Genomic DNA, 14,779 nt, shown 5'->3' on the forward strand with positions numbered 1-14,779 from the left:
CTTAGTAGGAAAAGAGAAGGGATTATCAATGTTGACGAACTGCAATGTTCTACGTGTATATTAATCTTATTCCTCTCTTTTGTTCTTTCTGATTAAACCTTAAAATTAAGAGATTGTAAACTTAAGATGTGTATAATATCCATGATGCTTTCGGGATTCAAACTCATCATATAAGAAACGTTAGCAGCAATTAAATACGATAATAAATGAAGCCAGAAGATTTTATAACAGCATATGAAACTGCTTTAAAAACGCGGGAATGGAAAAATATTGAACCATTATTTCATGATAATGTTTGTGTGACATTTTCAAATGGAACTGTGCATAATGGAAAATCCATGGTGAAGGTTGCTTTTGAAAATAATTTTTCGGTAATCAAGAATGAAGAATATTCAATACAAAATGTCAAATGGGTACTAAAAAACGAGTCAATTGCTGTTTTCTTGTTTGATTTTTTTTGGGAAGGTGTTATTAATAAAAAGTATACAAAAGGAAACGGAATTGGGACTTCTGTATTGATAAACAAAAATGGAAAATGGATTCTATTGACAGAAAACCTAAGTAAAAAAGCAACTTGACAAATCAATAGAAGGAATAAAAACAAAGAATTCTATGTCCTAGTATTGAGATTGAATTCATTATATAATTAAATTGAAAGAAATGGCAAATATTAGACACAACTTAACAATTACCGCATCTACTAAACAAGTATATGATGCAATAACATTAGAAAATGGTTTAAAAGGTTGGTGGACACAAGAAGCTACTGCAAAACCGGAAGAAGGAAACATAAATCATTTCAAATTTGGTGATGAATATTTCAACGAAATGAAAATCTTAAAACTAAATCCCCCAAATCAAGTTCATTGGGAATGTGTAGATGGAGATAAGGAGTGGATCGGAACTAATTTGTCTTTTGTACTGGAAGAAAGAGACGGCATTACTTTTCTTAAATTCTCCCATTTAAATTGGGCAGAAGAAAGTGAATTCTTTGGATTTTGCAGTCATCATTGGGGTAGGTTTTTAGATAGCCTTAAATCATTGTGTGAAACTGGAAAAGGTCAACCATTTATAAAATAGATTACTGAAATATAATTCACTCTGCCGTATAACAAAGTGAATTATGATATTTATCGACTACTCCAAAATGTGTCCGACTGATTGATTGATGATAGTTCCTGTCATATAACTTGCTAAATCCGATGCTGCTAAGACCACAACATTTGCTGTATCTTCTGTAGAAGGGAGTTTTTTCATTGATGTTTTATTTTGCGTTATAAATTGCTGCATTTCATCTCTACTCATTCCCATATTTGATCCCATAGTAGCAAAAGTATAGTCAATTGTAGGTGAATCGGGCATTGCTTCTGTTCTTACACCAATTACTCTTACCCCTTCTGGCCCCCACTCATTTGCCAAACTCTTTAGTAAACCTTCAGTAGCAGCATGAGATGCTGTTAATGCTGGACTCCATGGAGAGCCCACCTTAGCCAAGGTAGAAGTGATAAATATGATAACCCCATCCCCTTGTTGCGACATTATTGGGTATGCTGCTTTAGCAGTAAGAAACTGGCATGCAGTAGTGGATTTCAAAGGAATCATAAATTGCTCTAAAGATACTTCCATAGCAGGTTTTCCATGATTATACTCTGCTGGATCCGAAGCACTTAAATTAATCACAATATCAACAGCTAAGTTTTCTTTTTTAAACCAATTAAAATACTCTTTAACGGCGGTCTCATCTAAAGTGTCCAACTTTCTTATTTCTCCTATCTCTGATTCTTCTGCTATGCCATCTACATTAATATCAGACATATAAATAACGGCCCCATGTGCCTTTAAAGTTCTTGACACTTGCATTCCTGTAGCTCCTTTGGCTCCAAAAACAAGCGCATTCTTGTTTTTTAATAATTGATTATTCATATTTTGAGTTTTAATTTTGACTATTCGCTACTAAGTTTGGAGCTCCAATTCCCGTTTCTAAATATTGCTTAAGGCTACTTGCTATAAAATGAGTCCACCCAGCATCACAAATTTCATAACAATTTAAATTTGGGGTTAACCCTTTGTGGGTAAATGAAACTTCTATCATCTCATCACTTAACCCTTTAAAAACAAAAGATATTTCGCTATTCAACCATTCTTTTTTTATGTTTTTAAGACCTGAAAATGAATGATTTGCATAAATACATCTCCAAGTGACATGACGAAATTCTTCCAATTCTGAAATTACAAAACGCCATTCTGTATCTTCTTCAAAAAAAACAGAAAACTCATGTCCAATTTCATTAGCTACTTTGTTATCTACGTTTCCCCACCATTTATTCACTTCAGTTGTTATTGCTTCAAATGCTTTTTCTTTTGATGCTTTAACTCTAATTGTTTTTTTAAAATCCATATTCATTTGTATTAATTTTATTATCTAAAATATTCTGGAGCTAAACTTATCCAACCTCGAGTTGTATTTTCATATAGCTTTTTATACTTCTCATAATCTTTAGAATTATAAAATTCTTGAGCATTCTTAACCGATTTAAACTCTATCACTACGACAACTTCTAATGGTGTCCCAAATAAATTTTTAGATTTTGGCGTTGCCACCAAAAATTTTCCATTAAACTTTTCCAATACTTCATTTATTATTTTCACAGGAGGAACGTAATTCTTCTTATCTGTCACTGTATAATTTTCTATAAGATAACCTCTGTTCATAAATCTAATTTTTCATGTATATTTGACCAGTTGCAAAAAACAACTAGACAAATATATAAAACTAATTGTTTTTTACAACTAGTTTTTAAATAAAACTAAAAAAATGAAAGAGTCAAAATCATTGTGCCCTGTAAATCAATACCTTGAAATCTTTGGAGATAAGTGGACTTTACTAATAATAAGGGATATTATGTTTGACGGGAAACGATACTTTAATGAAATAAGAGAGTCTGATGAGAAAATCGCAAGTAATATTTTAACAGACAGACTTAATAAATTGGAAAAATCAGGTGTTATACTTAAAACAAGAGATATTAAACACAAGCAAAAAAACATATATACATTAACCAAAACGGGCATTGATCTAATGCCTATTATAATAGCAATGTCTGAATGGAGTTTAAATCATAGAAAAGTTTCTGATAAAGATAGAATACATGTCTCAAACCTCATAAAGGGAGGTAAGGCATTACAAAACAAAATGAGTGCAGCCCTTTTAGAAGAGTTTGAATCTATTTCTAAAAATTAGATTACATTTTTTTTGCTAAAAGAAGTAAACAAATGTAATTTACCTAGAGAGAAATATTAATTGAATTATGGAATACCTAATTAAACAAAACATTTAAAAAAACTATAATGTAAACAAAATGTATAACTAATGATATGAAGTTTTATAAACTATTTCTAATACTAACTTTTATTATAATACATCTATCTTGTAAAGCCCAGGAATTAGATTCAAGAATCGAGATTGTTCCTGTAATCATTGAGCAAGAAGCAACATCTATTTGGAGAACGATCAATGATATTGCTTTTTTTGAAAAACAAGGCTATACCATAAACCTTCCTAAACACAAGTTAATCGATTCACTAATTGTTAAATCAAAAAATGGAACATTTAGAAACGAAGATTTTACATCCATTTACACCCTTTTAGAAACCAAAATATTCAATAAAGAACACTATACTAAAGCCATTGAAAAATTAAATAAACATAGCAATCTTATTAATTCATTAATTAATCAAATTGATGCTCAAAAAAAGGATTGGGATTGGGAGTTCAATATATTTGATACTTATAAAATTATATTAACTCTGTATGGAACAGGAGGAAGTTATGATCCCGATGAAGGAACTATAACTTTATTGACCACTCAAGAAGGCAGTTTTATGAATTATCAAAACCCTGCAAATACTATAATCCATGAAATCACTCATATGGGAATGGAATACTCAATTGTTCAGAAATATAAGCTTTCTCATGGCAATAAAGAGCGTATAGTTGACACCTTTGTCTTTCTAATGTTTAAAGAAGCACTTCCTGAGTATCGTATCCAAAATATGGGAGACATAAAAATCGATAATTATTTAAATACTCAGAAAAATATAAACGCACTAGATGAAATAGTATCAAAATTTGCCAACTAATTGTTTTAGCAAAATATTAACCTGTGATGCTTGGTTTCCTTTTACTATTTTAGTTATTTAAAATATGCGACTAACTATCCCCTATTAGTTGTAAAAAAATTAATACAAACATTATGAAGAACAAATTATCCTTACTTATAGTCGGACTTTTGTTCATTTGCTGTTCTGACAAACAAAAGACAAAAAATGACACTCCTATTACAATAGTAAATAAGTTCGATCATGAAGAGGTAAAGTGGTTCAAGACCAAAGGAAAAGGAACGATAAGAGGAGTCGCAAAATTCAAATCAAAACAAGGAGATTTACGCTTTGGAGAAGAATTTAGAATAGAATTAATGCCTAACTGTCTTTATACTGAGGAGAGGTTAAGTAAAATATACCAAAATAAGAATTCTGGATTTATTTATGTAGAAGATGGTATTCCCAAATTTACTCCTGACCCCAAAAGATATCACGAAACAAAAAAAACAATGTGTAATCAAAAAGGGGAATTTGAATTTAATAATCTTCCTGAGGGTGACTATTACATCATTGCTTTTATGTTATGGGATAAAACAGGAGGTGGAATAATGCAGCACGTAGTACTTTCTGAAAATGAATCAAAAAGTATCGAGATGATTAACTTTTAATAAATCAAACATAACTTCTCCTTACTATGTATAAAAAAAGAGGATATGTAAAATGATCTATTTACCTAACCTAGATGCACATAACTAATCTTATCTATCCATAAAAAACTCATCATATGAAAAAACATCTTCCAACGATTAACTTTATCCTTTTACTCCTGCTGGCTTGTTTTATTTTTTTTGACAGACAAACCAGTGCAATCGAAACATTTAAAGAAATACAAGCGGAAAGATTAAGCATTATTGGTGCCGATAAAAACCTATATATAGCTATCAGCAATCCAGAAAAACAGGCTTTAGCCACTACTCATGGTGTGCCTAATAATCCCGGTTCTGATAGAGATTTACCCGGAATAATATTTTTTAATCGTGTTGGCGATGAAGTAGGTGGTATTTATTATGATGGAACAGATGATGAAAATTTTGCCGGAATAACTTTTGATCAGCAAAAAAATGATCAGATTATGGCAATTATGAAGGATGAATACATCGAAAAAGGGGAATGGAAAAGGTGGTATGGAATGTTCTTTAGAGAAAGGTCGGATTCCATCAGAGTTCAAAAACTTTACGATCAATTTCTAGAAAGAACCAAATTAATGACCAAACAGGAAAAGGATAATGAGTATTTAAAATTTAAAAAATATCTGGATTCAGAAATTAATATTTATAGAATGTTCCTTGGTCGGGAAGAAAGTAAAAACACCGGCCTATTCATTTATGATTCTAAAGGTAATGAACGGATCAAAATTTATGTTGACAAGTTTGACAATACTCGATTTGACATTTTGGATAAGGATGGAAATAAAATTAATGCCGAGAACGATGTAGAAGAATAAAATGTTTTATAACTATTAAATGATTACAACTAAGAAAATAACATAGCGAGATTCTGATGGAATTTATGAAGGTTTTTTAGCTCATAATCAAAATATTAAAACCAAAATTCCCGTCATATTAATTGCTCATGCATTTGGAGACCAATCCATATTTGAAGAACACAAAGCGATTGAACTCGCCAAATTAGAGTCCATTGGTTTTGCAATTGATACTACTTATCTTAATAATCTATTATAGAGTTCTGCGTTTATATTTATATAAAAACCTATCGAAATATGAAAGTCTCAACCAAACTAATGTCACTCTTATTAGGATTAGTGATTTTGGCCTGTAAATCCGACTCAATTTCTAAAATGAATATTGGTATAGAAAAAATTGAGAATGGTTTGATTACGACCGCTTCTATAAATGGTAAAAATGGAGAGTATAATATTTATAAAAGAATGGAATATTATGGTGTTCCTGGGGTTAGTATTTCGGTTATAGACAAAGATACCTTCCGAATAAAAAAGGGTTACGGTCTTCGCAATATCGAACAAAAAGATTCTATTGACTCAAATACAATATTTCAAGCCGCGTCTGTAAGCAAGCCTATAACCTGTTTTGCCATATTAAAAATGGTAGAAAGTAATTTAGTTTCCTTAGACGTAGATGTAAATAGTTATTTAAAAAATTGGAAAATAGATTATTCAAATTATAAGGATTCTACTAGAGTTACTCTTCGCCAACTCTTGTCACATAAATCTGGATTATCTGTTGGAGGGTTTCAAGGCTATGAAAATAAAGATAGCATCCCAAATTTAATAAGTATTCTAAATGGAACCAGCCCTTCTAACAATACACCTGTGAAGTTAAAATTTCAACCAGGCTCAGATTGGTCTTATTCTGGAGGTGGATATGTTGTCATACAAAAAATCATTGAGGATGTCTTACAAGAAAGGTACTCGGATGTTATGGACTCTATAGTACTAAAACCCCTTAAAATGGATTCGAGTTTTTTTGATCCAACTTTTGCAGATAAAAATAAAAACGTAGCTCTAGGGTACAATTATGATCGCAGCCTTGTAGGTAGTGGCTGGAGATTTTATCCTGAGCTGGCAGCAGCTGGATTATGGACCACCCCTTCTGATATATTAAAATTCATTGTGGCAATTGGAGATTCCCTTAATAAGAAACCAAATAGTCTTTTAACTGCTGATAGTGCGAAGGAAATGCTTGACTTAGGTCTTTTTGTGGATAATAAAGAAGAACCGACCGTATTTTCCTTTAGAGGAACAAACAAAGGATACCGTTGTGAATTTATCGGATTTACGAAAAATGGCGAATGTAATGGGGCGATGGTTATGACAAATTCATATGCAGGAAGGTATTTAATTCAAGAAATTTTACGATCAATAACAAGACAATATGATTGGAGATATCCTTTCGCAAAAGAACCGGTTGAATTTATCCAAAACCTAACTAACAATAAACCAATACATCAATTCAGTGGTGATTATCAATACGCTGATAGTAAATTCGTTTTTTCAGTAAAACCTTCAGATAGCCTATTGTTAATAGAAAGACATTGGAATGGAAATTTTTCTTATTTGACACAAATTTCGGATAGTCTATTTATTGATACATCAACCTTGAACGAATACAAGTTTGTCTATAATCGAGAAAATAGAAATCCTATCCTAATTGTCAATAACAAACGAGAATATAAAAAAATAAAGTAACTGCGCTTAATGTTGACTATAATTCATTGTAATTAATTATTGGTACGACTCAACTTACCAAAACCCATATGTATTTTCTATTCAGTTTGTATTTACTAAATTAGGTATTTAAACCATCTAACACATCTTATACATGAATTGTTGGCAATACTAAAATCTATAAGAATGAAATGTAGTATACTATTCTTAATCTCACTTGTAATAAACTGTAGTGCCTTTAGTCAGAATAAAACCAATACAAGTATAGCAGAAACGGATTATTTTGAATTCTATAGTGATTATTGGATCAATCTTCATCATTTTTTATTTCAAAAAGCTAGTAGTGATCAGGAAAAAAGGATACAAGAAGATGGACACCGATTACTGGATATTAATGAAGCAGTCGTATATAAAAACTTGAACGATAAGCAAGCAAAAAAATTAACTGAAGCAATTACATATTACAAAAAGAACATCATCGATAGAAGTTTACACAGAAGGCTTGGCAGAGAACGCGTTTGGCTTCAAAAACAACCAATAGACCAACCTATAACAGATACCTTGTTTTCTAAACGTTATACAAAAATTCTAAATCAAGCTTCAGAGGTATACAGAACTACGTTTTGGCCTATTCACACGAAACAAAATAAGCAAGTCATCACAAAACATCTGTCTACAATTAAAAAATTAGAAGCCAATGTATTTTCTAAAATGGTAAAACTCACTCTCACCGATTGGCCCACAAAAACCAAAGTTAGAGTCGATTTAACAGCATATGCAAACTATGCGGGTGCTTATACACCTACACGACCCAAATTTAACCTTTTTATATCTACATTAGATCCTAGAATAGAAAGTACAGCAGGTATTGAAATCCTATTTCATGAAGGATCACACCTATTCTTTCGGTATGGCGGTCCTTACAGAGAAGGCATTAGTAAAATCTTTAATAAAAAAGGGTTAAAAATAAAGTATCCAGGGCATTTATGGCATGCATCTATGTTTTATTTATGTGGTAGAGTTGTACAAGACGAATTGAAAAAACTGGATAGTACCACACATCAATTAATTATAGATAGCCGGAACGTTTATAGTAATTATAACACCCCTAAATTTAGAAAAGCCTTAGAATCCTATTACCAAAATGAACATGATTTTGAAACTACGATAATTAAATTATTGGATAACTTAAATAGTCAATAAAAATAGATAGAAATTTGGTACATTAAATTAATATACAACAAGTAAAACAAAAGATATTTAAGTTTCACCTTTAACAGGGTGTAATTATAACAACATAAATGATAATTTTGAAACTTAAATACATAACCACTATACATAATGAACACTAAAACTTTCTTACTTTTTTTTATAGGTATTACAATCGTAGGCTGCTCAGGAGATACTCCTGATAGTTATTTTGGTAAGACAACATTAAATGTCAATAGGTATTTTAATTTTGGAAAAAGAGACTTTACAAGTATGCAACAATCCCAAAAGCAAAATATGCTCATCAAACTATCTGATAGTGAAATAGGGTATACAGAAAGTTATGTCGAACATATAGAAACCTATTTAATCCCTTTAATCAATGAGGATATTAAAAAAGTAAAAGATCTAAAACCTACAACAGATACTCAGGAATTAATCGATGCATCTTTAGAAGTATATACCTTTATACAACAATCGTATGAGACCGATTATATGGCAATAGCAAAAATGATGGATGCCAAAGAAAGTCAGAATAAAATTGATGCAGCCATCGAACAGCTACAAGCCGAAAAAGCATCCCTCCTCAATGATAAAAAGAATAAATTATACTTTATAGCCAAACCTTTTGCAGAAAAAAATGGTATTAATGCCGAGTTTAGATAAGATTACAAAGTGGAAACTATATCGATCACCTTAAAACTTGTGCTGCAGATCCTGCTAAAGGGCTAACCCTGGTTTCTAATTTTGATGAACCAATAATCATTTAAAAATAAAAGGTGGAACAATACCCTGTACACCTCATTATGACTGAATTCTAAATCAAAAATCATTGCAATTTCATTAACTTTGGGTAAAGCAGAAAAACCTTGCGGATATTTTCCACAACGAACCATACCTAAACATGTTGACAAACATTAAGAACACCGTGATAGAATTCAGACCTCTTAATAATTTATCAGTTTATTTAGATCGTCTTACAAAAGGTCGATTATGGATTAAGGTAAGTATTGGAATCATTTTAGGGGCGGGATTAGGGATTCTACTTAATCCATCTACAGGACTGCTTTCAGAGGATATTAGTTTGCGGCTGGCCGATTGGCTTGATCTACCGGGTCAAATTTTTATGAGGCTGGTTCAGATGATCATGATCCCATTGATATTTACATCAATCATTACGGGAATTGTGAGTAACACCTCAGAGAACCTTAAAACCTTTGGTCTTCGGCTATTACTGTATTTTGTTTTTACTACTGCTATTGCCATCATAATAGGTCTGGCTGTAACACTTATTTTGAGACCCGGCCAGTATATTTTTACACTTGGTGGATTTCCAAATAGTGGTAAAAGTCAAATCGTTACTGATGAACAGACTAGTCTTATTGACAACATTCCAAATGCTATATCAAACCTTATCCCTAATAATCCGCTTGAGTCCATCTTAATGGGAGAAATGTTAGGCGTTGTAATTTTTACCATCATAATTGGTGTAGCAATTACCCAACTCAGTCAAGAAACAGCAAGACCTATTATTCGTTTTTCAGAAGCTATTCAGAAAATTTGTATGATCATAGTATCATGGGCTATGATGCTGGTCCCCTATGCTGTATTTGGTTTGATAGCAGCTTTGTTATCCAGAACAAGCATTGAAATATTCCTTGGTTTAGGATACTATATGGTTGTAGTTATACTGGGTCTGATCGTATTAGTGACATTCTATTTAGTACTGGTTTTAGTAATAGCCAAGAAAAACCCTTTCAAGTTCTTAAAAGCAATTAAGGAACCACAACTATTGGCATTTTCTACCGCCAGTTCTGCTGCGGTTATGCCGCTTTCTATGAAAACAGCAGATGAAAAATTAGAGGTATCCTCTAATATCAGTGATTTTATTATCCCGGTTGGAGCCACAATTAATATGGATGGAACAGCATTATTTCAATGTGTAACGACTTTATTTCTGGCACAAGCTTATGGCATCGAATTGACCATAATCAACCTACTATTAATCACCTTCACCGTTGTGGCCGCTTCTATAGGAACTCCCGCCATTCCAGGAGGTGGAGTTATTATTTTGACAACGGTATTACAGAGTGCAGGAATTCCGATTGATGGCCTTATTATTATTATTGGGATAGATCGTATTTTGGGAATGTTTAGAACAGCTGTTAATGTAACCGGAGATCTTACTGCATGCTTAATCTTTAACAAGTTTTATGGGACTACATCAAACACTAAAACACGTACCAATGAAGACAAAAATATTACCTATCATAAAGTCGAATAAGATTTTGGGGATTTTAGCCTTACTTGTTTTTATCGGAGTTCTTGTATTCGATATATTTTATCTTTCTGCTTCTTACGGAATCGTGGAAATCAATAGTATAAACTCTCTATTATTAGTCCCATTCATAGTTCTGGTATGCTGGTTTGGGATATTACTTGGAAAATCAAAACTATCGGATGAATTTGATATGGCATATCAAGGAAAAATTAGCAATAGAGAAAAAGAAGTTATTGCTCTAATAGTCACAGGAAAGAAAAATAAAGAAATTTCTGATGAACTTTTTGTGGATATTTCGACTATAAAGTCACATATAAATAACATCTACCGAAAAACGGGAGTGAAAAACCGAAAAGAACTCATTTCGGTTGCCAAATCAGTTCTAGAAAAGGATTGAATCTACAAAGTCCACCCTTTTTTCAGCCCTTTAACAATAGACATTCAAATTATTCTTGAATAAAATTGTAGAAAATTTTAAAGATCTACAACAATGAAAAAAATTAGAACACCAATTTTCTATGGCTTTGTAATTGCTTTGGCAGGAACCGTCTTAATGATTAGTTTGTTAGCACTTGATTTACTTGGTCCCAATGCCATCTCTTCTGATAGAGAAATGATTGGAGGGACCATCTTATTTTTAATGCTTTACCTCTTTTTGTTAATCGGAATTTATTTTGCTTTAAAGAAGAAAAAGCAACAAAACAATTCTCAATTAAGCTTTAAAAATTCACTATTACTAGGTTTTATGATAAGCATATCGACTGCTTTATTTAGTGTGGTTTTTACCTATATTTTCTATGAGATATTATATCCCAAATATGTAAATGAACTTCTTTTAGCGATGAAAGAAAAGATGAACCTTTTAAGCATCCCAAAAGAGAAAATCGATGAAAAGCTTGCAGAAAGGACTACATACTACAGCACCGCTATCCAAAGTGGTTATTCTTTTATAGGAAATTTTATTACCGGTATGGCATTTACTCTTTTATTGAGTTTTTTTTTAAAGACAAACAAAAAGATATAAATAAAAAGAAATAGGAATGATTACAATAACTTATAAAAAAATAAGGTAATTTGGATGCTTAGTATTTTACTAACAACAAATCAATGATTAAAAAGCTATTAAAAGTAGTACTTGCCTTGATTCTTATTGTTTCCATTGGCGCTGGGTACCTTTATTTTAGATTGCATAATGATATTGATAATATTCTTGATGCAAAAAGTGATTGGCGAAGTGAAGTACTGGAGTTTCCATTACTCTTTGCTGGAGATCTGGACTATGAAGGTGAAGAACATATTCGATTTGCTCCGGGTTGGGGAGAACCCAATAGTGAGGATTACTTTTCGTATGTATTTGTATGGATGATTAAAGAAGACCCTAATCTCAATCCCTCTGAATTAAAAAATATCATCAGTACCTACTTTGATGGATTGATGAATATGGGGGCAATAACCAATCTCAGTTTCTTTAAAGATATTCCAGAAACTATAACTACCATACAACAAATAGATACAAATACATATCAAGGTACTATAACCCTTTATGATGAATTTTTTTCAAAAAAGATCTTTGTACTTAATGCAAAAATCAAAAATGAATATTGCTCTACTAAGGAAAAACATTTAGTTTGGTTTTATCTGTCTCCACAAGAATACAATCATCCCATTTGGAACGACCTTATAGGTATACAGTTAACATCAACATGTGATTAGTTCATAGAGGAAACACTATGAACCGTAAAATAATAGTAAACAAAACTGCTTCTCTATTGGGCGTAGCTAAGTATATTTCTGGTAATGAACTCCTAATTAGGACTCAATTCTTCCTTAATAATGGATTGAAAATATCGTACTCCCAATTGACCTCCGTAGGCTAACACAAATATTCCTGCGGTAGGTTTCCAACCATCTTCTAAAAAAATATTGACTTTCTCTTCTAATTTGTGTTCAGATTGATCAGATAGTATTTTATATTCCATAAGTAATTTTTGATTAAACGCATTTCACCTAAAACAAATTTATTTTAAGTTTTCTTCATTTTCTTACGGATTACCGTAATGAGATTACCATATAAAACCCTTATCAGAGTTACATCAACAAAAAACAACACCTGATCTACTAGAAAACAGATCATTAGTCAAAACATATACCATGAAGTATAAAAAATGGTCAGTAGTTTTTTTTCACTATTTAGTTTCATCCCAATAGTAGCCATCTGGATAGATTCTTTCTCCAAAAATAGCAGTTTCCACTCTAATTATCGTAGCTCCTTCTTCTATGGCGATCTCCAGATCACCACACATCCCCATAGATAATTCATTCATGGTTACATTGGCAATATTGAGGTCTATCACCTCATCCTGGATTTGCTTTAATAACTGGAAACATGTTTTCACTTCTGTAGTATCAGAGCTAAGCAATCCTATAGTCATCAAGCCTTTTATATGAATATTCTTGAATTAAGTTCTTGCACTTTATTCTCTCCAATAATCGTTTCTCCTTGTTGTAAAGCAAAATTTATCTTGTCTGTATCTACTATTTTTGTAGCCAGTAATAAACGAACCTGCTTTGGATCTCTATGAACACGTATACAGGTTTCCTGTATTCTTTTATGAATACGGCTTAAATTACCTGTAATAGTTTCCATTATTCCACAAGTGTTTGATGGTCTGGACAATCGATTTGAAGTTCGTGATTATTGAGTGACTTTTCCAAGAAAGAACAATAATGCTCATTACCATTTTTTGAATAATGATAGCAGGTTAGACACATGCGTTGGATTGATATTATTGAATTTCGGTTTAAATTTTCAATAATCTTTAACAACCCATTTAAAAATATCCCTTTTGTGGTATCTGTTAATTTACCTATAGCATGATCTAATGCATTGGTATACCCTGAAACTTTATTTGCTATTTCTTTTCCTTCTTTTGTTAACTCGACCATATAGCTTCTGGAGTCATAGGTATCAGGAATTTTTATAAGCATCTTTTTTTCGAGCAATACTTTAACCGAATCGCTTATGGTTGCTTTGGTCAAATCAAATTCTTTAGCAAAGAAACTCACCTTTAACATCTCCTGCTCATGAGTAAGGCAGAATATCAAAATTTGTATTTGTATAGGGCTTATTCCGTATTTCTTACTTTCCTGCCATAAGAGCACTCTAAACGTTTTCGATATTCGTTCTAGGGCTTGAGTAATTTTATAATTTACCTCTATATCAGTCATGATCTTGGGTTACCAGGATTCCTTTGGATTCTTCTCTTTTAATAATTTCCTTTTTCATTTCCTTATACATATGGTCTTTTGCCTCTGCATACGAGATCCCATAGACTCTTTTTACATTTCTATGGCTTTTAGGAAATTTAGTCAATATATCGTCATAAAACGTATCTAATTCATTTTGATCAGGAAGTTCAAATTTTAATTTTAATTGAAAACGTCTCAATAAAGCAGTATCAATACTCCTGAAATGATTGGTCGCTGCAATTAACAAGGTCGTATCGGGCAGGTAATCAATTAACTGAATTATTGTATTGACCAGACGTTTCATTTCTCCAGAATCCTTATTATCATAATCTCGTAGTGTACCGATATAATCAAATTCATCTATAAACAATACCGCTTTTTCTCGATCTGCTTTGCGAAATACATTGGTCATATTCTTAGCAGTTTCTCCTAACTTCGAAGAGACAATGTTTCCCAGATCTAAAATCATCATCTTTTTACCTATCGCATTGGCAATAGCTTTTGCCGTAGTTGTTTTTCCGCAACCTGTATGGCCGTATAACAACAATTTATTATCCACCGGCAAGTTATAGCGCTTTAAAGCTTCAACGTGCTTAAACTCCTTTAATAATTGATCTAAAGCATTTTTATTATGCTCATTAAAATGAATTTTATCCAAAGGAAGTATCGTTTCTTCCTTATGAATCAACAAATCATATATATTCATTCCCTTCTACTTCTATATCATTAAGATT

The 14,779-nt window shown here is 31.8% G+C and carries 19 protein-coding genes and 1 pseudogene; 13 read left to right on the forward strand and 7 right to left on the reverse strand.

Features of this window, described 5'->3' with window-relative positions:
• The first annotated feature begins 206 nt into the window (after positions 1 to 206).
• Positions 207 to 578, forward strand: coding sequence for a nuclear transport factor 2 family protein (locus tag DK442_RS06595; RefSeq protein WP_109435076.1), 372 nt, complete (start codon positions 207 to 209; stop codon positions 576 to 578).
• 82 nt (positions 579 to 660) lie between these two features.
• Positions 661 to 1,080 (forward strand): SRPBCC domain-containing protein, encoded by a 420-nt coding sequence (locus tag DK442_RS06600; protein ID WP_109435077.1) that lies wholly within the window; start codon positions 661 to 663, stop codon positions 1,078 to 1,080.
• A gap of 57 nt (positions 1,081 to 1,137) precedes the next feature.
• On the opposite strand, the gene DK442_RS06605 is transcribed toward DK442_RS06600, so the two are convergent.
• Genes DK442_RS06605 through DK442_RS06615 form a run of 3 tightly spaced genes read right to left on the reverse strand, consistent with a single transcriptional unit; the run spans position 1,138 to position 2,712 of the window.
• Complete coding sequence (locus DK442_RS06605) at positions 1,138 to 1,923, reverse strand: SDR family NAD(P)-dependent oxidoreductase (protein WP_109435078.1); 786 nt, start codon at positions 1,921 to 1,923, stop codon at positions 1,138 to 1,140.
• Between the two features lie 10 nt (positions 1,924 to 1,933).
• A complete protein-coding gene (locus tag DK442_RS06610) occupies positions 1,934 to 2,398 on the reverse strand; it encodes an SRPBCC domain-containing protein (RefSeq protein ID WP_160114075.1) in 465 nt (154 codons plus the stop codon).
• 20 nt (positions 2,399 to 2,418) lie between these two features.
• Positions 2,419 to 2,712, reverse strand: coding sequence for a DUF1330 domain-containing protein (locus DK442_RS06615; protein WP_109435080.1), 294 nt, complete (start codon positions 2,710 to 2,712; stop codon positions 2,419 to 2,421).
• A 103-nt stretch (positions 2,713 to 2,815) separates the two neighbouring features.
• Here DK442_RS06615 and DK442_RS06620 point away from each other — a divergent pair, with 103 nt between their 5' ends.
• The 11 genes from DK442_RS06620 (at position 2,816) to DK442_RS06670 (ending at position 12,509) form a co-directional block, all read left to right on the forward strand.
• A complete protein-coding gene (locus tag DK442_RS06620; protein WP_109435081.1) occupies positions 2,816 to 3,241 on the forward strand; it encodes a helix-turn-helix domain-containing protein in 426 nt (141 codons plus the stop codon).
• Positions 3,242 to 3,375: 134 nt separating this feature from the next.
• Positions 3,376 to 4,140 carry a hypothetical protein gene (locus tag DK442_RS06625; RefSeq protein ID WP_109435082.1) on the forward strand — a complete coding sequence of 255 codons (765 nt, stop codon included), beginning with the start codon at positions 3,376 to 3,378 and terminating at the stop codon, positions 4,138 to 4,140.
• A 113-nt stretch (positions 4,141 to 4,253) separates the two neighbouring features.
• The gene (locus DK442_RS06630; protein WP_109435083.1) at positions 4,254 to 4,769 is read left to right on the forward strand and encodes a hypothetical protein; all 516 of its coding nucleotides are present in this window, start codon (positions 4,254 to 4,256) and stop codon (positions 4,767 to 4,769) included.
• 116 nt (positions 4,770 to 4,885) lie between these two features.
• Positions 4,886 to 5,605, forward strand: a complete 720-nt coding sequence (locus DK442_RS06635) for a hypothetical protein (protein ID WP_109435084.1) — start codon at positions 4,886 to 4,888, stop codon at positions 5,603 to 5,605.
• Positions 5,606 to 5,881: 276 nt separating this feature from the next.
• On the forward strand, positions 5,882 to 7,327 hold the full coding sequence (locus DK442_RS06640; RefSeq protein ID WP_109435085.1) for a serine hydrolase: 1,446 nt from the start codon (positions 5,882 to 5,884) through the stop codon (positions 7,325 to 7,327).
• A gap of 165 nt (positions 7,328 to 7,492) precedes the next feature.
• On the forward strand, positions 7,493 to 8,509 hold the full coding sequence (locus DK442_RS06645; protein WP_109435086.1) for a hypothetical protein: 1,017 nt from the start codon (positions 7,493 to 7,495) through the stop codon (positions 8,507 to 8,509).
• Between the two features lie 138 nt (positions 8,510 to 8,647).
• Positions 8,648 to 9,181 (forward strand): hypothetical protein, encoded by a 534-nt coding sequence (locus DK442_RS06650; RefSeq protein WP_109435087.1) that lies wholly within the window; start codon positions 8,648 to 8,650, stop codon positions 9,179 to 9,181.
• A 238-nt stretch (positions 9,182 to 9,419) separates the two neighbouring features.
• Positions 9,420 to 10,799, forward strand: coding sequence for a dicarboxylate/amino acid:cation symporter (locus DK442_RS06655; protein ID WP_109435088.1), 1,380 nt, complete (start codon positions 9,420 to 9,422; stop codon positions 10,797 to 10,799).
• The gene (locus tag DK442_RS06660; protein WP_160114076.1) at positions 10,762 to 11,193 is read left to right on the forward strand and encodes a helix-turn-helix transcriptional regulator; all 432 of its coding nucleotides are present in this window, start codon (positions 10,762 to 10,764) and stop codon (positions 11,191 to 11,193) included. Before DK442_RS06655 ends, DK442_RS06660 begins: the two co-directional genes overlap by 38 nt.
• 93 nt (positions 11,194 to 11,286) lie before the next feature.
• On the forward strand, positions 11,287 to 11,820 hold the full coding sequence (locus DK442_RS06665) for a DUF4199 domain-containing protein (protein WP_109435090.1): 534 nt from the start codon (positions 11,287 to 11,289) through the stop codon (positions 11,818 to 11,820).
• A gap of 83 nt (positions 11,821 to 11,903) precedes the next feature.
• Entirely contained in the window at positions 11,904 to 12,509 is a 606-nt protein-coding gene (locus tag DK442_RS06670) for a hypothetical protein (protein WP_109435091.1), read from the forward strand.
• Positions 12,510 to 12,601: 92 nt separating this feature from the next.
• On the opposite strand, the gene DK442_RS06675 is transcribed toward DK442_RS06670, so the two are convergent.
• The 4 genes and pseudogenes from DK442_RS06675 to DK442_RS06690 all read right to left on the reverse strand — a co-directional run bounded on the left by DK442_RS06675 (position 12,602) and on the right by DK442_RS06690 (position 14,751).
• On the reverse strand, positions 12,602 to 12,775 hold the full coding sequence (locus DK442_RS06675; protein ID WP_109435092.1) for a DUF1737 domain-containing protein: 174 nt from the start codon (positions 12,773 to 12,775) through the stop codon (positions 12,602 to 12,604).
• 207 nt (positions 12,776 to 12,982) lie between these two features.
• A pseudogene (locus DK442_RS06680) lies at positions 12,983 to 13,443 on the reverse strand (hypothetical protein).
• Positions 13,443 to 14,024, reverse strand: a complete 582-nt coding sequence (locus tag DK442_RS06685; RefSeq protein WP_109435093.1) for a MarR family winged helix-turn-helix transcriptional regulator — start codon at positions 14,022 to 14,024, stop codon at positions 13,443 to 13,445. The pseudogene DK442_RS06680 and the gene DK442_RS06685 overlap by 1 nt, the downstream one beginning before the upstream one ends.
• Complete coding sequence (locus tag DK442_RS06690) at positions 14,017 to 14,751, reverse strand: AAA family ATPase (protein ID WP_109435094.1); 735 nt, start codon at positions 14,749 to 14,751, stop codon at positions 14,017 to 14,019. Before DK442_RS06690 ends, DK442_RS06685 begins: the two co-directional genes overlap by 8 nt.
• Positions 14,752 to 14,779 lie beyond the last annotated feature (28 nt).

Source organism: Aquimarina sp. AU119 (assembly GCF_900312735.1).
GTDB lineage: Bacteria > Bacteroidota > Bacteroidia > Flavobacteriales > Flavobacteriaceae > Aquimarina > Aquimarina algiphila.

Bases quoted from the DNA above. Each gene is read 5' to 3' on its own strand.
- DK442_RS06635 (WP_109435084.1), top strand. From the start codon at position 4,886: ATGAAAAAACATCTTCCAACGATTAACTTTATCCTTTTACTCCTGCTG.
- DK442_RS06670 (WP_109435091.1), top strand. From the start codon at position 11,904: ATGATTAAAAAGCTATTAAAAGTAGTACTTGCCTTGATTCTTATTGTT.
- DK442_RS06650 (WP_109435087.1), top strand. From the start codon at position 8,648: ATGAACACTAAAACTTTCTTACTTTTTTTTATAGGTATTACAATCGTA.
- DK442_RS06600 (WP_109435077.1), top strand. From the start codon at position 661: ATGGCAAATATTAGACACAACTTAACAATTACCGCATCTACTAAACAA.
- DK442_RS06595 (WP_109435076.1), top strand. From the start codon at position 207: ATGAAGCCAGAAGATTTTATAACAGCATATGAAACTGCTTTAAAAACG.
- DK442_RS06645 (WP_109435086.1), top strand. From the start codon at position 7,493: ATGAAATGTAGTATACTATTCTTAATCTCACTTGTAATAAACTGTAGT.
- DK442_RS06685 (WP_109435093.1), bottom strand. From the start codon at position 14,024: ATGACTGATATAGAGGTAAATTATAAAATTACTCAAGCCCTAGAACGA.
- DK442_RS06640 (WP_109435085.1), top strand. From the start codon at position 5,882: ATGAAAGTCTCAACCAAACTAATGTCACTCTTATTAGGATTAGTGATT.
- DK442_RS06665 (WP_109435090.1), top strand. From the start codon at position 11,287: ATGAAAAAAATTAGAACACCAATTTTCTATGGCTTTGTAATTGCTTTG.
- DK442_RS06625 (WP_109435082.1), top strand. From the start codon at position 3,376: ATGAAGTTTTATAAACTATTTCTAATACTAACTTTTATTATAATACAT.
- DK442_RS06610 (WP_160114075.1), bottom strand. From the start codon at position 2,398: ATGGATTTTAAAAAAACAATTAGAGTTAAAGCATCAAAAGAAAAAGCA.
- DK442_RS06690 (WP_109435094.1), bottom strand. From the start codon at position 14,751: ATGAATATATATGATTTGTTGATTCATAAGGAAGAAACGATACTTCCT.
- DK442_RS06615 (WP_109435080.1), bottom strand. From the start codon at position 2,712: ATGAACAGAGGTTATCTTATAGAAAATTATACAGTGACAGATAAGAAG.
- DK442_RS06605 (WP_109435078.1), bottom strand. From the start codon at position 1,923: ATGAATAATCAATTATTAAAAAACAAGAATGCGCTTGTTTTTGGAGCC.
- DK442_RS06620 (WP_109435081.1), top strand. From the start codon at position 2,816: ATGAAAGAGTCAAAATCATTGTGCCCTGTAAATCAATACCTTGAAATC.
- DK442_RS06660 (WP_160114076.1), top strand. From the start codon at position 10,762: ATGAAGACAAAAATATTACCTATCATAAAGTCGAATAAGATTTTGGGG.
- DK442_RS06675 (WP_109435092.1), bottom strand. From the start codon at position 12,775: ATGGAATATAAAATACTATCTGATCAATCTGAACACAAATTAGAAGAG.
- DK442_RS06655 (WP_109435088.1), top strand. From the start codon at position 9,420: ATGTTGACAAACATTAAGAACACCGTGATAGAATTCAGACCTCTTAAT.
- DK442_RS06630 (WP_109435083.1), top strand. From the start codon at position 4,254: ATGAAGAACAAATTATCCTTACTTATAGTCGGACTTTTGTTCATTTGC.